General features: G+C 52.8%; 19 protein-coding genes. 16 read left to right on the top strand and 3 right to left on the bottom strand.

Annotated features, from left to right (window positions below):
• From HV477_RS09140 to hisP, 8 genes are all read left to right on the top strand, one after another.
• The gene (locus HV477_RS09140; RefSeq protein ID WP_000281907.1) at positions 1 to 1104 is read left to right on the top strand and encodes an alanine/ornithine racemase family PLP-dependent enzyme; all 1104 of its coding nucleotides are present in this window, start codon (positions 1 to 3) and stop codon (positions 1102 to 1104) included.
• Between the two features lie 63 nt (positions 1105 to 1167).
• Complete coding sequence (locus HV477_RS09145) at positions 1168 to 2574, top strand: amino acid permease (RefSeq protein WP_000380356.1); 1407 nt, start codon at positions 1168 to 1170, stop codon at positions 2572 to 2574.
• Positions 2575 to 2600: 26 nt separating this feature from the next.
• Positions 2601 to 3170, top strand: coding sequence for a UbiX family flavin prenyltransferase (locus HV477_RS09150; RefSeq protein WP_000825682.1), 570 nt, complete (start codon positions 2601 to 2603; stop codon positions 3168 to 3170).
• A 288-nt stretch (positions 3171 to 3458) separates the two neighbouring features.
• Positions 3459 to 4241: a lysine/arginine/ornithine ABC transporter substrate-binding protein ArgT gene (gene argT / locus HV477_RS09155; protein WP_000754418.1), complete on the top strand. Its 783-nt coding sequence runs from the start codon at positions 3459 to 3461 to the stop codon at positions 4239 to 4241.
• A gap of 237 nt (positions 4242 to 4478) precedes the next feature.
• A complete protein-coding gene (gene hisJ / locus HV477_RS09160) occupies positions 4479 to 5261 on the top strand; it encodes a histidine ABC transporter substrate-binding protein HisJ (RefSeq protein WP_000731865.1) in 783 nt (260 codons plus the stop codon).
• Between the two features lie 180 nt (positions 5262 to 5441).
• Positions 5442 to 6128 carry a histidine ABC transporter permease HisQ gene (locus tag HV477_RS09165; RefSeq protein WP_000965498.1) on the top strand — a complete coding sequence of 229 codons (687 nt, stop codon included), beginning with the start codon at positions 5442 to 5444 and terminating at the stop codon, positions 6126 to 6128.
• Complete coding sequence (hisM, locus tag HV477_RS09170; protein WP_000569771.1) at positions 6125 to 6832, top strand: histidine ABC transporter permease HisM; 708 nt, start codon at positions 6125 to 6127, stop codon at positions 6830 to 6832. Before HV477_RS09165 ends, hisM begins: the two co-directional genes overlap by 4 nt.
• Before the next feature lie 13 nt (positions 6833 to 6845).
• Positions 6846 to 7619, top strand: coding sequence for a histidine ABC transporter ATP-binding protein HisP (hisP, locus tag HV477_RS09175; RefSeq protein WP_001293591.1), 774 nt, complete (start codon positions 6846 to 6848; stop codon positions 7617 to 7619).
• Positions 7620 to 7670: 51 nt separating this feature from the next.
• Here hisP and HV477_RS09180 read toward each other — a convergent pair whose 3' ends face one another.
• Both HV477_RS09180 and yfcG read right to left on the bottom strand, forming a co-directional pair.
• Positions 7671 to 8564 carry a TIGR01777 family oxidoreductase gene (locus HV477_RS09180; protein WP_001166274.1) on the bottom strand — a complete coding sequence of 298 codons (894 nt, stop codon included), beginning with the start codon at positions 8562 to 8564 and terminating at the stop codon, positions 7671 to 7673.
• A gap of 125 nt (positions 8565 to 8689) precedes the next feature.
• Positions 8690 to 9337 carry a GSH-dependent disulfide bond oxidoreductase gene (gene yfcG / locus HV477_RS09185; RefSeq protein WP_000566563.1) on the bottom strand — a complete coding sequence of 216 codons (648 nt, stop codon included), beginning with the start codon at positions 9335 to 9337 and terminating at the stop codon, positions 8690 to 8692.
• Positions 9338 to 9479: 142 nt separating this feature from the next.
• On the opposite strand from yfcG, the gene yfcF reads away from it, so the two are divergent.
• From yfcF to yfcD, 3 genes are read left to right on the top strand one after another with little or no spacing between them, the layout of a single operon-like run.
• On the top strand, positions 9480 to 10124 hold the full coding sequence (gene yfcF / locus HV477_RS09190) for a glutathione transferase (RefSeq protein WP_000043010.1): 645 nt from the start codon (positions 9480 to 9482) through the stop codon (positions 10122 to 10124).
• A 55-nt stretch (positions 10125 to 10179) separates the two neighbouring features.
• Complete coding sequence (gene yfcE / locus HV477_RS09195) at positions 10180 to 10731, top strand: phosphodiesterase (protein WP_000772458.1); 552 nt, start codon at positions 10180 to 10182, stop codon at positions 10729 to 10731.
• Between the two features lie 56 nt (positions 10732 to 10787).
• Positions 10788 to 11342 (top strand): NUDIX hydrolase YfcD, encoded by a 555-nt coding sequence (gene yfcD / locus HV477_RS09200; protein WP_000230215.1) that lies wholly within the window; start codon positions 10788 to 10790, stop codon positions 11340 to 11342.
• Positions 11343 to 11347: 5 nt separating this feature from the next.
• Here yfcD and HV477_RS09205 read toward each other — a convergent pair whose 3' ends face one another.
• Positions 11348 to 12367, bottom strand: coding sequence for a LacI family DNA-binding transcriptional regulator (locus HV477_RS09205; RefSeq protein WP_000026949.1), 1020 nt, complete (start codon positions 12365 to 12367; stop codon positions 11348 to 11350).
• Between the two features lie 252 nt (positions 12368 to 12619).
• Here HV477_RS09205 and HV477_RS09210 point away from each other — a divergent pair, with 252 nt between their 5' ends.
• The 5 genes from HV477_RS09210 (at position 12620) to HV477_RS09230 (ending at position 16601) form a co-directional block, all read left to right on the top strand.
• Positions 12620 to 13063 (top strand): PTS sugar transporter subunit IIA, encoded by a 444-nt coding sequence (locus tag HV477_RS09210; RefSeq protein WP_000901810.1) that lies wholly within the window; start codon positions 12620 to 12622, stop codon positions 13061 to 13063.
• 80 nt (positions 13064 to 13143) lie between these two features.
• Complete coding sequence (locus HV477_RS09215) at positions 13144 to 13416, top strand: PTS sugar transporter subunit IIB (RefSeq protein WP_000699818.1); 273 nt, start codon at positions 13144 to 13146, stop codon at positions 13414 to 13416.
• 20 nt (positions 13417 to 13436) lie between these two features.
• Positions 13437 to 14828: a PTS ascorbate transporter subunit IIC gene (locus HV477_RS09220; RefSeq protein WP_001522266.1), complete on the top strand. Its 1392-nt coding sequence runs from the start codon at positions 13437 to 13439 to the stop codon at positions 14826 to 14828.
• Positions 14825 to 15655 carry a transketolase gene (locus tag HV477_RS09225; protein ID WP_001103262.1) on the top strand — a complete coding sequence of 277 codons (831 nt, stop codon included), beginning with the start codon at positions 14825 to 14827 and terminating at the stop codon, positions 15653 to 15655. Before HV477_RS09220 ends, HV477_RS09225 begins: the two co-directional genes overlap by 4 nt.
• A complete protein-coding gene (locus tag HV477_RS09230; protein ID WP_000593017.1) occupies positions 15648 to 16601 on the top strand; it encodes a transketolase family protein in 954 nt (317 codons plus the stop codon). Before HV477_RS09225 ends, HV477_RS09230 begins: the two co-directional genes overlap by 8 nt.
• Positions 16602 to 16638 lie beyond the last annotated feature (37 nt).

Consider the following 16638-nt stretch of genomic DNA (forward strand, 5'->3'; position numbering starts at 1 on the left):
ATGTATATGCCAGTTCTGGAAATAAATCTACGCAAGCTGGAAGAAAACGCCCGCACGGAAAAAGCTCTGCTGGCAAGCAGCGGTATTGACGTGATGGCTGTCAATAAAGTTTTTGACGGCTGCGTGGAAACTGCACAGGCGGTGTTCAACGGCGGAATTACCGTTATTGCTGAATCACGAACCTATAATTTGAAAAAAATACGCGAGACAGGATGTACGACTTGCCTGTTACGCAGCCCGTGTCTGAGTGAAATCGAAGATGTGGTGCGCTACGCGGATATTAGTTTAAATAGCGAGCCGGTGGTATTACGGGCATTATCGCAAGAAGCCCAACGCCAGGGGAAAACGCATCAGGTATTACTGATGGTGGATATGGGCGATTTACGCGAGGGTATCTGGTTTGGTGAATATCAACGCATTCTTGAGACCGTGACTCTGATTACTGGTCTGCCCGGTCTGGAATTATATGGACTGGGCACCAACTTTAATTGTTACGGCACCGTGTTGCCAACGGTAAAAAATGGCGAGGATTTTCTGGCGCTGGCCGCCCGGCTGGAAGCTGACAGCGGTATCCCTGTCCGGCGGCTTTCTGCGGGAAACTGCACCAGCTATCACCTGCTGGATAAAGGTATCTGGCCGCAGGGGCTGAATCATCTGCGCATCGGCGGCCTGCATGAATTCGGCATTGAATATGTGGACATGAAATACCTGAATGAATTTCACCACTCCGCAAAACCGGTCGATAAAGCCTGTTCCGATATGTATATCCTGGAAGCGGAAATCATCGAACTGAACAGTAAACCGACCGTCCCGGTCGGGGAGCTGGGCGTCGATGCCTTTTTGCAAAGTAAAACCTTTGTCGATCGTGGCATACGCCGACGCGCATTGCTGGCGTTTGGTCGTCAGGATGTGCCGTCGGATAACTGTGTGCCATGCGACGACGCTATCACTATCTTAGGGCAAACCAGCGATCATACGCTGGTGGATATTGAAGATTGTCGTCAGTCGCTAAAAGTAGGCGATGTGGTTCGCTTTGAGCTGGATTATACGGGCCTGTTAATGGCCTGCCAGACCAAAGGCGTCGCCTGGAGGTTTACGCGTTAACGCATAACCGCCGCGGCTATGTCGCGGCGGCATCTTTGACCTCACGAAAGACAGGGAGTAACGATGGATACCCTGCAACAATCTCCGCCAGCAGAGCCTGAAGGCGGTCTGCGGCGTAACCTGAAGAAGCGGCACCTGCTGATGATGTCGCTGGGCGGCACGATTGGCACCGGCTTATTTATCGGCATTGCCGAACCGTTAAGCAGCGTCGGGCCGGCGGGAACCTTACTGGCCTATCTGTTTGCCGGAACCATTATGCTGGCGACGATGATGTGTCTTGGCGAATTATCATGCGCCTTTCCTCACTCCGGTTCATTTCAACATTACGCGCTGATGTTTATGCCGTCACCTTGCTGGAGCTATACCATTGGCTGGCTTTACTGGTTTAGCTGGGTCTTTTCCCTGGCAGCCGACCTCACTGCCGCAGGGTTTATTGCTCACCAGTTTTTCCCCGCGGTTCCGGTATATATGTTCTGCCTGGCGATTCTGCTCATCCTGACGGCCATCAATCTTACCTCCGCAAAAAGTTTTGGCGAATGCGAATACTGGCTTTCGGCCATTAAGGTCTTCGCGATCGTGCTGTTTATCTGCGCGGGCGGGGTCATGATCTACTCGCTAATGGGCCATAGTGACTGGCACCCGACGTTAAAAACAGACGGAATGTGGTTTCCCCACGGTTGGGAGCAAATTGTGGTCTGTATGACGATCGTGATTTACTCCTTCCAGGGGGTGGAACTGGTAGGAAATGCGGCAGGGGAGACCGAATCGCCGCACATTATTTTACCGAAAGTGATCCTGGGGATCGGTCTCAGAATCATTTTGTTTTACGGCCTGGCGATTGCGGTGCTGGCGCTGGTCTATCCGCATGAACTGACGCCAAATGGACAAAGTCCCTTTGTATGGGTATTCTCCCACGCGGGCATTCCGGGGGCGGATACGCTGATGACGCTGGTGATCTTTTCCGCCGCGGTTTCTGCCGCTAACTCGGCCATTTACGCCAGTTCGCGTATGCTGTGGTCTATGGCGGGCGATCGCTTTGCGCCAGCCTGCTTTGGTAAAACGAACGGCGGCGGCGTGCCGGTGTATGCTATTTTAATCACGGCCTTGTTGGCGTTGGTGTCGTTGCTGACCCGCTATATTCCCGCACAGCAATTTTATTTATATCTGATCGCCAGTACCGGGCAGGTGGGTTGCCTGGCATGGATAACCATCGGATGGTGCCAGTATCGTTTCCGACAATCGGTGCGTAATGGAACGTACGCCAGCGATTTGCTACGCTATCGATCGCCGCTTTTCCCCTGGACGGCCCGATTTGTCATTATCACCAATTTTGCCATTATGGTCGGCACCTGGTTTAGTGAGCAGGGGGTAGTGATAATGTTGGTTGAGCTGGCTTTTATGATAGGGATTCTTTTGTCATGGTATCTCTTCAGACCCACTTTGAGCCGGTTACGTAACACAGTGGGATGAACGGCGCTCGTAAACGGTAAGAGAACATGAAACGACTCATTGTAGGTATTAGCGGCGCCAGCGGAGCGATTTATGGCGTGCGCTTATTACAAATTTTGCGCGATGTCGATAGCGTGGAAACGCATCTGGTGATGAGCCAGGCGGCCCGGCAAACGCTGGCGCTGGAGACCCATTTTTCGCTGCGCGAGGTGCAGGCGCTGGCCGATGTGACGCACGATGCGCGCGACATTGCCGCCAGCATTTCTTCGGGCTCTTACCCGACGGCGGGAATGGTTATCCTGCCCTGTTCGATTAAAACGCTGTCGGGGATTGTCCACAGTTATACTGACGGACTGCTTACCCGCGCGGCGGATGTGATATTAAAAGAGCGGCGACCTCTGGTGCTGTGTGTGCGCGAAACGCCGCTGCATATCGGGCATTTGCGTTTAATGACCCAGGCCGCTGAGATAGGCGCGGTGATTATGCCGCCGGTTCCGGCTTTTTATCACCTTCCTCAGACGTTAGATGATGTTATAAATCAAACGGTTAATCGAGTACTGGATCAGTTTGACATCCCCCTTCCGCACGATCTTTTTGTTCGCTGGCAGGGCGCATAGCGTTGTCTGTTTAGCGTGCATTATTGTCCCTGTTGCCCTGTTTCAGGGCAATTTTGTAACCGCGATCATATCCTCAACATTTAATTCGTTAAAAGCCGCCGAAACGCTGCGGTTCAACCGTCATACCTGCTATCTTCAACATCAGGACAATATTGCAACGTTTTATTAACAAATTTAACGTCGAATCGTTTTGCTGACGTGAAAATGGCATAAGACCTGCATGAAAAAGTCTGCAAACACACAACACCACGTAAAACATAAGAAAATGACGCCACTTGAGGGGTATGTATGAAGAAGACCGTTCTCGCTTTGTCTTTGCTGATAGGTCTGGGCGCGACGGCGGCCAGTTACGCCGCGCTCCCGCAAACGGTTCGTATTGGAACAGATACCACCTACGCGCCTTTCTCATCGAAAGATGCCAAAGGCGACTTTATTGGCTTTGATATCGATCTCGGTAATGAAATGTGTAAGCGTATGCAGGTGAAATGTACCTGGGTCGCCAGCGACTTTGATGCGCTTATTCCCTCACTAAAAGCGAAAAAAATTGATGCCATTATTTCATCGCTCTCTATCACCGATAAACGCCAGCAAGAAATTGCGTTTTCCGACAAACTTTACGCGGCGGATTCACGCCTGATTGCGGCAAAAGGGTCTCCCATTCAGCCGACGCTGGAATCGCTGAAAGGCAAGCATGTCGGCGTGCTGCAAGGGTCCACGCAAGAGGCTTACGCCAATGATAACTGGCGCACTAAAGGTGTGGATGTGGTGGCTTATGCCAACCAGGATCTTATCTATTCCGATTTAACTGCCGGTCGTCTGGATGCCGCATTGCAGGATGAAGTTGCCGCCAGCGAAGGTTTCCTGAAGCAGCCAGCGGGCAAAGAGTATGCGTTTGCCGGTCCTTCCGTGAAGGATAAAAAATATTTTGGCGACGGGACGGGGGTTGGGCTGCGCAAAGACGATACCGAGCTAAAAGCCGCGTTTGATAAAGCGCTGACCGAACTGCGCCAGGACGGAACTTACGACAAAATGGCCAAAAAGTACTTCGATTTTAATGTCTACGGCGATTGAGGGAAGGGGATAACGCGCCGCGCTGGGGAACTATCACGGTGCAAAATAGATGTTTTGCACCTTTTTGGTGCATAAGCCGTTGCGGAACAGGCGCATAAATGCATACTTAATCGATTTTTATGCAAAATAAACCGGCTGACAAGGTAGAATGCTTTGCCTTGTCGGCCTGATTAATGGCACGATAGTCGCATCGGATCTGTAAAGATCTCCTGGAAAGACAGTCTGTTGAGGATAGTTATGAAAAAACTGGCGTTATCCCTTTCTCTGGTGCTGGCATTTTCCAGCGCCACCGCAGCATTTGCCGCTATTCCACAAAAGATTCGTATCGGTACCGATCCTACATACGCACCGTTTGAATCCAAAAATGCACAAGGTGAATTGGTCGGCTTTGATATCGATCTGGCCAAAGAGCTGTGCAAACGTATCAACACACAGTGTACGTTCGTGGAAAACCCGCTGGATGCGCTGATTCCGTCTTTAAAAGCGAAGAAAATTGATGCCATCATGTCCTCGCTGTCCATCACTGAAAAGCGCCAGCAGGAAATCGCGTTTACCGACAAGCTTTACGCCGCTGATTCCCGTCTGGTGGTGGCGAAGAACTCTGATATTCAGCCGACCATCGCGTCGCTGAAAGGCAAGCGCGTCGGCGTGCTACAGGGGACGACGCAGGAGACCTTCGGCAATGAGCACTGGGCACCGAAAGGGATTGAGATCGTCTCTTACCAGGGGCAGGACAACATTTATTCCGATCTGACGGCTGGCCGTATTGATGCAGCGTTCCAGGACGAGGTCGCGGCCAGCGAAGGTTTCCTTAAACAGCCCGTCGGAAAAGACTATAAATTCGGCGGCCCGGCGGTGAAAGATGAGAAGTTATTCGGCGTAGGAACCGGTATGGGGCTGCGCAAAGAGGATAACGAGCTGCGCGAAGCGCTGAACAAAGCCTTTGCTGAAATGCGTGCTGACGGTACTTACGAAAAGCTGGCGAAAAAGTACTTTGATTTTGATGTTTATGGCGGTTAATCACCGTCGGTGCAGATAAAGCCCAAAGAATGTTGACTGTCTGCATTGCCTGATGGCGCTGTGCGTGTCAGGCCTACGGAGCATCGTAGGCCGGGCAAGGCACAGCCGCCATCCGGCGTGATGTGAGGCAAAAATGCAAAAGAGGCTTCTTACTTCACCACACACAACAGGACAGGCTGCATGTTGTACGGGTTTTCAGGCGTAATTTTACAGGGCGCGATCGTCACGCTGGAACTGGCGCTCAGTTCCGTGGTGCTGGCCGTGCTTATCGGTCTTGTCGGCGCGGGGGCGAAGCTTTCGCAAAACCGGGTAACGGGGCTTATTTTTGAAGGATACACCACCCTGATTCGCGGGGTGCCGGATCTGGTTTTAATGCTGCTGATATTTTACGGATTGCAAATCGCGCTTAACGTGGTGACCGATTCGCTGGGTATCGACCAGATAGATATTGATCCGATGGTGGCCGGTATTATCACCCTTGGTTTCATCTACGGCGCCTATTTTACCGAAACCTTTCGCGGCGCGTTTATGGCGGTGCCGAAAGGCCATATCGAGGCGGCGACGGCTTTTGGTTTTACCCACGGGCAAACCTTCCGGCGGATTATGTTCCCGGCGATGATGCGTTACGCCCTGCCGGGGATCGGCAATAACTGGCAGGTGATACTCAAAGCGACGGCGCTGGTGTCGCTGCTGGGCCTGGAAGATGTCGTCAAAGCCACGCAGCTTGCCGGTAAAAGCACCTGGGAGCCTTTCTATTTTGCCGTGGTCTGTGGACTTATCTACCTGGTATTTACCACCGTTTCCAATGGTGTGCTGCTCTTGCTTGAGCGTCGCTATTCTGTGGGCGTGAAGAGGGCCGATTTGTGATTGAGATCATTCAGGAGTACTGGAAATCCCTGCTGTGGACGGATGGCTATCGTTTTACCGGCGTGGCGATTACGCTGTGGCTGTTAATTTCATCGGTGGTGATGGGCGGTCTTCTGGCGGTGATTCTGGCGGTAGGTCGCGTTTCCAGTAATAAATTCATCCGTTTTCCCATCTGGCTGTTTACGTATATTTTTCGCGGCACGCCGCTGTACGTACAGCTACTGGTGTTCTATTCGGGGATGTATACGCTGGAGATAGTCAAAGGCACCGATCTTCTTAACGCGTTTTTCCGCAGCGGACTGAACTGTACCGTACTGGCGCTGACACTGAATACCTGCGCGTACACCACGGAAATTTTCGCCGGGGCGATTCGCTCGGTGCCGCACGGTGAAATTGAAGCGGCACGGGCCTATGGCTTCTCGTCATTTAAAATGTATCGCTGCATTATTTTGCCGTCGGCATTACGCATCGCCTTGCCTGCCTACAGCAACGAAGTGATTTTAATGCTGCACTCTACGGCGCTGGCGTTTACCGCGACGGTGCCGGATTTGTTGAAAATCGCCCGCGATATTAACTCAGCGACTTACCAGCCGTTTACCGCGTTTGGCATTGCCGCCGTGTTGTATTTACTCATTTCGTATGTCCTGATAAGCCTGTTCCGTCGGGCGGAAAGACGCTGGTTGCAGCACGTATCCTCTAAATAATTCGAGTAACATGATGTCAGAAAATAAATTACACGTTATCGATTTGCACAAACGCTACGGCGGTCATGAAGTGCTGAAAGGGGTATCGCTGCAGGCCCGCGCCGGAGATGTGATTAGCATTATCGGCTCGTCCGGCTCCGGTAAAAGTACTTTTTTGCGCTGTATTAACTTCCTCGAAAAACCGAGCGAAGGCGCGATTATCGTGAACGGTCAGAACATTAATCTGGTGCGCGACAAAGACGGGCAGCTCAAAGTGGCGGATAAAAATCAGCTACGCTTGTTGCGTACCCGCCTGACGATGGTGTTTCAGCACTTTAACCTCTGGAGCCACATGACGGTGCTGGAAAATGTGATGGAAGCGCCGATTCAGGTACTGGGATTAAGCAAGCACGACGCGCGCGAGCGGGCGTTGAAATATCTGGCGAAGGTGGGGATTGATGAGCGCGCTCAGGGCAAATATCCCGTCCATCTCTCCGGCGGCCAACAGCAGCGCGTTTCTATTGCGCGCGCGCTGGCGATGGAACCTGACGTTTTACTGTTCGATGAACCCACATCGGCGCTCGATCCTGAACTGGTCGGCGAAGTGTTGCGCATCATGCAACAACTGGCGGAAGAAGGCAAAACGATGGTGGTGGTCACGCATGAAATGGGCTTCGCCCGCCATGTCTCTTCGCACGTTATTTTTCTGCATCAGGGGAAAATTGAAGAAGAGGGCGATCCGGAGCAGGTGTTCGGCAATCCGCAAAGCCCGCGTTTACAGCAATTCCTGAAAGGCTCGCTGAAATAAAAGAAGCCCGGCGGCGCATCGCTTACCGGGCAGGATACGGCGCTTTAGGAACTAGCGAATCACATCCGCCAGCGCCTCTTCTAAATCATACCAGCGAAATGCGAATCCGGCGGCTTCAAGCCGTTTTGGCAGCGCCCGCTGTCCGCCCAATACCAGCACTGACGACTCTCCCATCAATAAGCGAATTGCCGTCGCCGGAATGCGAATAATCGCCGGACGGCGCAGCGCGCGACCCAGCGCATGAGCAAAATGCTCATTATGGACGGGATACGGCGAGACCATATTGAAGGGACCGCGAAGATCGTTATCCAGCAGCCACAGAATGCCGTTGACCATATCGTCGATGTGAATCCAGGCCAGATATTGCCGACCATTACCCACCGGACCGCCGAGTCCGAGGCGAAACGGCGGAACCATTTTCCCCAGAATCCCGCCTTGCGGCGCCAGGACAACGCCGGTACGCAGCAGGCAGACGCGGGTCTGGTCGCTCTGCGCACGACAGGCAATCTGTTCCCAGCGGGCGCAAAGTTTATGCGTAAATTCGTTGTGCGGCGGTTCGTCTTCAGTGACGACAACGTCACCCAGATCGCCGTAATAGCCCGTGGCGGAGCCGGATATCAACACCGAGGGCGGCGTTGCGCTGGCATGAATTAAATCCACCAACTTTTGTGTGATAGCCCAGCGGCTTTGGCACAACCGTTCTTTTTGTTGCGACGTCCAGCGCTTGTCGGCAATCGGTTCGCCCGCCAGATTGATGATGGCATCAATCTCATTGAGGTGCTCACGTTCCGCCAGCCCTTTCCATAATGTCACTCTGGAATCGAGAATCTGACGCGCGTTATCGGGATTGCGCGTAACGACCGTCACCTGGTGCCCCAGTGTTAACAGCCGGGGAATGAGATGACGCCCTATCAGGCCCGTACCGCCGGTAATCAGAATCTGCATATGACCTCCAGAGTAGGGAGGATTTCCTCTTCCCTAATGTCAGGTTTTTAATACGAATAAGGGTGCCGGACGCAGGTTTTTTCCGTGTATACACCTCTACATCATACATGATGTATGCTACCGCGTTACGCTTTCGTACTGTTACAGTGCAGTTGCGCTTGTAACAGTGCGCGCGCTGTCGCAGGACGCGTGCGAATGCGTTCAAACCAGTTATACACCGCCGGGTAGGTATCAAGATCGATTCGCTGACGCTGATGTGCGTTAACCCACGGCCAACTGGCGATATCCGCAATACTGTAGTGGTCGCCGCCCAGCCACGGGGAGGTTTCCAGGCGTTTATTCAGGACGTTGTATAAGCGTTGCGTTTCAACCTGATAGCGTTCAATTGCATAGGGGATGGCCTGCGGCGCAAAGTGGTTAAAGTGATGATTCTGGCCCAGCATCGGCCCTAACCCGCCGACCTGCCAGAACAGCCATTGCAGCGTGGTATGGCGTTCACGCAGCTCCCCGCTAAGCAGTTTGCCGCTTTTTTCCGCCAGGTAGAGAAGAATTTCACCGGATTCAAAAAGACTAAGCGGTTGACCGCCGTCTGCCGGGGCGTGATCGACGATGGCAGGAATTTTATTATTGGGAGAGATAGCCAAAAAATCAGGGCGAAACTGATTGCCCTTGCTGATATCTACTTTTAGCAAACGATACGCCAGCTCCGCCTCTTCCAGAAACAGCGTTATTTTATGCCCGTTGGGCGTGGGGGCGTAGTAAAGGTCAATCATTTTGGCTCCTGCATGTGCGTAAAGAGTCTGGGCTGAATTAAGTATAGAAAGCCTCCTGATGTGTGTGAGTTTTCATCAGGTGACAGCAGGCGAAAGACGCTATATTTTGGGAAGAAACCTAATACGCCCTCAAGAGGACATTATGAGTAAGCCTGTTATTGTGCTGTGGTCGGATGCGAACTTTTTCTCTCCCTACGTCTTGTCCGCCTGGGTGGCATTACAAGAAAAAGGGCTTTCCTTTACTCTGAAAACCCGCGATCTGGACCAGGGAGAACATCTGCAACCTGGCTGGCGGGGATATGCGCTGACGCAGCGCGTACCGGTGCTTGAGGCCGACAATTTTGAGCTGAGCGAGTCGTCCGCTATTGCGGAATACCTGGAGGAGCGTTTCGCGCCGCCGCAGTGGGAGCGTATCTACCCGCACGATTTACAAAAACGCGCCCGCGCGCGACAGATTCAGGCGTGGCTACGCAGCGATTTACTGCCGCTTCGCGAAGAACGGCCTACCGACGTGGTGTTTGCCGGGGCGAAAAAAGCGCCGCTAAGCGAGGCTGGAAAAGCCAGCGCGGCAAAACTGTTTGCGACGGCTGAAGCGCTATTGGGGCAGGGGACGCAAAATTTATTTGGTGAATGGTGCATTGCCGATACCGATCTGGCATTGATGATCAATCGTCTGGCGCTGCATGGCGATGACGTGCCGGCATCGCTGGCGGCGTATGCGACATTCCAGTGGCAGCGTGCTTCCGTACAGCGTTTTATTGCGCTTTCCTCGAAGCGTTCAGGCTGAAAATCTATTCATATTCCAGTATCATAACGCCGTTTTTCACAACGAGGAGTGAGCGATGAAACTGATGTTCGCATCGGACATTCATGGTTCTTTACCCGCCACGGAACGCGTGCTTGAGCGGTTCGCGCAAAGCGGCGCGCGTTGGCTGGTGATATTAGGCGACGTCCTTAACCACGGGCCGCGAAATGCGCTGCCTGAAGGCTATGCGCCCGCCCAGGTCGCCGAACGCCTGAACGCGGTGGCGACGCAAATCATTGCCGTGCGCGGCAACTGCGATAGCGAAGTGGATCAGATGCTGCTGCATTTCCCGATAACTGCGCCGTGGCAGCAAATATTGACGCAAGAGAGGCGGCTATTTTTAACGCATGGGCACCTCTTCGGGCCGACGAATCTGCCCGCTCTGCATACTGGCGATGTGTTGGTCTATGGTCATACGCATCTGCCGGTGGCGCAACAGCAGGAAGGACTGTATCACTTTAATCCTGGGTCAGTGAGCATCCCGAAAGGCGGGTATGCGGCAAGCTACGGTATTCTGGATGATAATGTGTTGAGCGTAATCGCACTCAATGATCAAAGTATCATTGCGCAGGTTGCAATTAACTCGTAATTTACCTCACAAACGTAAATGCGCCGTAAGAGCGCCAGAAATAAGAAGGTTTCCTGATGGTGGAACAGCGTCGTTTGGCAAGTACGGAATGGGTGGATATTGTGAATGAAGACAATGAAGTCATTGCACAGTCCAGCCGGGAACAGATGCGTGCGCAACGCTTACGGCATCGTGCGACGTATATCGTCGTTCATGATGGTATGGGTAAAATTCTGGTGCAGCGTCGTACCGAAACAAAAGATTTTTTGCCCGGTATGTTAGATGCTACCGCAGGCGGCGTGGTCCAGGCTGATGAGCAGCTACTGGAATCTGCCCGCCGCGAAGCGGAAGAAGAGTTGGGTATTGCAGGCGTGCCGTTTGCCGAACACGGTCTGTTTTACTTTGAAGACCAACATTGCCGGGTTTGGGGCGCGCTGTTTAGCTGCGTTTCCCACGGGCCTTTCGCGCTTCAGGAAGATGAAGTCAGCGAAGTGTGTTGGCTGACTCCGGAGGAGATCACCGCGCGCTGTGATGAATTTACGCCGGACTCGCTCAAAGCGCTGGCGCTGTGGATGACCCGCAACGCCAAAAACGAAGCCGCGCTCCAGGAGAAACCGGAAGAGACGGAATAAGCGTTTTAGCAGCTTTCCCGCATACATAAACTGGAGGCGATGGATTTTCGATCGCTCCAGTTTCCCTGATTTAACCTTTCCAACAGCGCCCGTCCGGCTTCACTGCCAATCTTACGGTGCGGTACGGCCATGGTGGTTAACGGCGGCTGGCAGACCCGGCTGACATCGCTATCGCCAAACCCGACCACCGCTAAATCGTCCGGAACTTTGATCCGCCGTCGTTGGCACTCGTATAACGCGCCGCAGGCCAGCTCATCCGATACGCATACCAGCGCGTCCAGCTCCGGCCACGCCAGTAAAAACTCCGGCAGTTGCGACGCGCCGGTAGAAAAATTGGGCGGCAAGGCGGCATTAATCACCCGGTTTGGCGACATATGGTGGCGAAGCATCGCTTTGTACCAGCCGTGCAGATGTTGCTGAAAAATCCACTGCTCCTGATTGGCGCATAGCAGCCCGATATTCTGATAACCGCGCTGAATCAGCATTTCCGTCAGCTCATACATTGCCGCAACGTTATCAATACCGATATTCATATCAATAGGATCGCTGCGAATCGCGCCCATCTCCATCACCGGGATAGAGGCATTTTTCAGCCACTGGCGTACGGTAGTGCTATGTTCGACGCTAAGCAGAATCGCCGCGGCAATGTTGGAGGCCAGCAGCGTTTCGAGCAGCTTCTCCTCTTGTTCCACGCGATGCTGCGATTCCGCCAGCATTATCTGGTAGCCTGCGGGCTGTAAAATTTGTTGCAGCCCGGCGAACATTTCAGAACACCCCGCTTCCGCAAGGTTCGGTACGACCATCGCTATGGTGTGCGAGGAGGCAGACGCCAGCGCGCTGGCGGCGAGATTAGGCATATAGCCCAGCTCATGCACTGCCGCTTCGATTTTTTCCCGGAGTTTATCAGAGACCTGTTCCGGCGTGCGTAAGGCTCGTGATACGGTCATCGTGCCTACACCGGCAAGTTGGGCTACATCGGCGATAGTCACTTTACCGGTACTGCGCCGTTTACGGGGTATCGACATACAAATTCCTGCGTCATTACAACATGTTGAGATGCTTTTTTATTGTCGTTCTTTGCTTCGCATGACTGGCAGTATACGCCTTAAATCCGCTTTTTTGCTGTGATTTCACACTATGATTTTAATTTGATAGCGCTATCACAATTCTGAGTAATAGTCGCTGGTAGCGCTATCTTTGTGATAACGATCGCAGCTAATATCGAATGGCTTGAATAAAGTTTGTTCATAATTTCATACACCGTGGGGGCGAATAACATGCTGGGAACCTGGTTATCTGACGCAACCATCACGCTACAGGAGAGCGTAGAAACGTGGCCGCAGGCGCTGGAAATTTGCGGCAAACCCCTGCTGGACGCAGGTGTTATCGCACCGGAATACATTACGGCGATTGTTCAGCAGCACCAAAAGCTTGGGCCATATTATGTATTAGCGCCAGGGTTAGCGATGCCGCATGCGAGGCCGGAAGAGGGGGCGAAAGGGTTAGGTTTATCGTTACTGAAACTACAGCGCGGCGTTTCATTTGGCGCAGACGAATTTGATCCGGTTGACATCATTATTATGCTGGCGGCGCCTGATAAGCACAGTCATATCGAAATGATATCGGCGCTGGCGGAATTATTTTCCAGTGATGTAGATATGGAAAAATTACATCAGGCAAAAAACCTGGAGGACATTAAAACGATTATTGACCGTTTCTGATTTTATTCCATTTTCTTGCGGTAAATAACATTACGCCCGTGCGTGATGCAGACCAACTCTACTTTTAAAAGGTGACAATAATGAAAATCATGGCAATTTGCGGTTCCGGCCTGGGTAGTAGTTTTATGGTAGAAATGAACATTAAAAAAGTATTAAAGAAACTCAATATTGACGCCGAGGTGGAACACTCCGATCTTTCATCGGCCACGCCCGGGGCTGCCGATCTTTTTGTAATGGCCAAAGATATTGCGGCCAGCGCCAGCGTACCGGAAAGCCAACTGGTGGTGATCAATAACATCATCGACATCAACGAACTGGAAACGCAGCTGCGCGCATGGTTCGCTAAACAATAATTATTGCTGGCGAGGTGGATATGTTTATCCTTGAAACGCTGAATTTTGTTGTTGATATTTTAAAAGTGCCCTCGGTGCTTGTAGGGTTAATTGCGCTGATTGGTCTGGTGGCGCAGAAAAAAGCGTTTTCCGATGTGGTGAAAGGCACGATTAAAACCATTTTAGGTTTTATTGTGCTTGGTGGCGGCGCAACCGTACTGGTGGGTTCATTAAACCCGCTAGGGGGGATGTTTGAACACGCTTTTAATATTCAGGGCATTATTCCTAATAATGAAGCGATAGTCTCAATCGCGCTGGAAAAATATGGCGCGTCCACGGCGTTAATTATGGCATTTGGTATGGTGGCCAATATTGTCGTGGCGCGCTTTACGCGTCTTAAATATATCTTTTTGACCGGGCATCACACCTTTTACATGGCCTGTATGATTGGCGTAATCCTGACCGTGGCGGGGTTTGAGGGCGTAGGGCTGGTCTTCACCGGATCGCTGATCCTGGGGCTGGTGATGGCCTTCTTCCCGGCGTTGGCCCAACGTTATATGAGGCGGATTACCGGTACCGATGACATTGCGTTTGGTCACTTCGGTACCCTGGGATATGTGCTTTCCGGCTGGATTGGCAGCCTGTGTGGTAAAGGCTCCCGCTCCACGGAAGAGATGAACCTGCCGAAAAACCTCAGTTTTTTACGCGACAGTTCTATCTCGATTTCGCTGACCATGATGATTATCTATCTGATTATGGCAGTCAGCGCAGGGCGTGAGTATGTCGAAGCGACGTTTAGCGGCGGGCAAAACTATCTGGTGTACGCCATCATCATGGCAATCACCTTCGCCGCCGGCGTATTCATCATTCTGCAAGGCGTCCGTCTGATTCTGGCGGAAATTGTTCCGGCCTTTACCGGCTTTTCAGAAAAACTGGTGCCAAACGCGCGTCCGGCGCTGGACTGCCCGGTGGTGTATCCCTATGCCCCTAACGCGGTACTGATTGGCTTCCTGTTCAGTTTTCTCGGTGGGCTGGTGGGGCTGTTCCTGCTTGGACAGATGAAGCTTGTGTTAATCCTGCCAGGCGTTGTGCCGCACTTCTTTACCGGCGCGACCGCAGGCGTCTTTGGCAATGCCACCGGCGGTCGCCGCGGGGCGATGATCGGCGCATTTGCTAATGGTCTATTAATCACTTTCCTGCCAGTGCTGTTACTGCCGGTTCTCGGCGCGATCGGCTTCGCCAATACCACGTTCTCGGATGCTGACTTTGGCGTAATCGGTATTTTGCTGGGCAACCTGGCGCGTTATCTGTCGCCGATGGCTATCACGGGGCTGGTGGTGGCGCTATTCGCGCTACTGGTGGCGTACAACGTGTTGGCCAAAAACAAAAAAGCGACTGCCGAAGTGCAGGAAAATAGCGGAGCGAAAGAATGAACGTAACCGAAATCACCCAACTGGCGCGCGATATTCGCGTCGCCACGCTCAAATCCTTAAACCATCTTGGCTTTGGTCACTATGGCGGCAGCATGTCGGTAGTGGAGACTCTGGCGGTTCTGTACGGCGCGGTGATGAAAATCGACCCTGCCGACCCGGACTGGCCGGAACGCGATTACTTCGTACTGTCGAAAGGCCATGCGGGCCCCGCGTTGTACAGTACCCTGGCGATTAAAGGCTATTTCCCGCGCGAAGAGCTGAATACGCTTAACCAGAACGGCACCCGTCTTCCCAGCCATCCGGATCGGCTAAAAACGCGCGGCGTGGACGCCACGACCGGCTCACTGGGACAGGGCATCTCTATTGCGGGCGGAATGGCGTTGTCGCATAAACTGGCGCGGCGACCCAACCGGGTATTTTGCATTGTCGGCGATGGCGAGCTCAATGAAGGGCAGTGCTGGGAGGCGTTTCAGTTTATTGCCCACCACCGCCTGAATAATCTGACCGTTTTCATTGACTGGAATAAACAGCAGCTTGACGGCGAGCTGGAGGAGATTATCAATCCATTCGATCTGGAAGGGAAATTCCGTGCGTTTGGTTTCGATGTCGTCACCGTCAAAGGCGATGATATCGCCGGACTACTGGCGGTGGTTCAGCCTGTGCTGCCCGCTGATGCCCGGCCACGGGTTGTGATCCTTGACAGCATTAAAGGGCAGGGGGTGCCATACCTGGAGCAGTTAACGAATTCTCACCACTTACGCCTGACGGATGGCATGAAGCAGACGCTCAATGAGGCCATTCATCAACTGGAGGTCATGCATGATTAAGCTTGCGCCCGCAGGGCTTAAAGACGATATCGAAATGCGCAAAGTTTACGCCGGTTTTATCGCCGGGCAGATTGAGGCCGGAAGCCCAATTATTGCGCTTGAGGCTGATTTAATGAGCTCAATGGCGATGGACAGCGTGGCGCGTGACTACCCGCAGCATGTCATTAACTGCGGTATTATGGAGGCGAATGTGATTGGCACTGCGGCGGGGCTGGCGCTGACCGGTCGTAAACCGTTTGTGCATACCTTTACCGCTTTTGCCAGCCGTCGCTGTTTTGATCAGCTCTTCATGGCGCTGGATTATCAGCGTAACAACGTCAAAGTGATCGCTTCCGATGCCGGAGTGACGGCGTGCCATAATGGCGGCACCCATATGTCTTTTGAAGATATGGGGATTGTTCGCGGGCTGGCGCACTCCGTAGTACTGGAGGTGACGGATGCGGTGATGTTCGCGGATATTTTACGCCAGCTAATGGACCTGGACGGTTTTTACTGGCTGCGTACCATCCGTAAGCAGGCGCGGAGTATCTATGCGCCAGGCTCTACCTTTACCATTGGCAAGGGCAACGTACTGCGCGAGGGCGATGATATTACGCTTATCGCCAACGGCATTATGGTGGCGGAGGCGCTGGAGGCGGCGCGCCAACTGGAGCAGGAAGGTGTGAGCGCCGCGGTCATTGATATGTTCACCTTAAAGCCTATCGATCGCATGTTGGTGAAAAACTACGCGGAAAAAACGCGGCGTATCGTCACGTGTGAAAACCACAGCATCCATAATGGACTGGGGTCAGCGGTGGCGGAAGTGCTGGTGGAAAACTGCCCGGTGCCGATGCGCCGTGTTGGCGTCAAAGAGCGTTATGGGCAGGTAGGAACGCAGGATTTCTTACAACAAGAGTACGGACTCACCGCCGAAGCGATTGTAGAAGCCGCGAAATCACTGCTTTAATCATGGAGATATTGCCGGATGGCGCTGGTGCTCATCC

Origin of the sequence: Salmonella sp. SG203 (assembly GCF_013350575.1) — a bacterium.
GTDB lineage: Bacteria > Pseudomonadota > Gammaproteobacteria > Enterobacterales > Enterobacteriaceae > Salmonella > Salmonella enterica.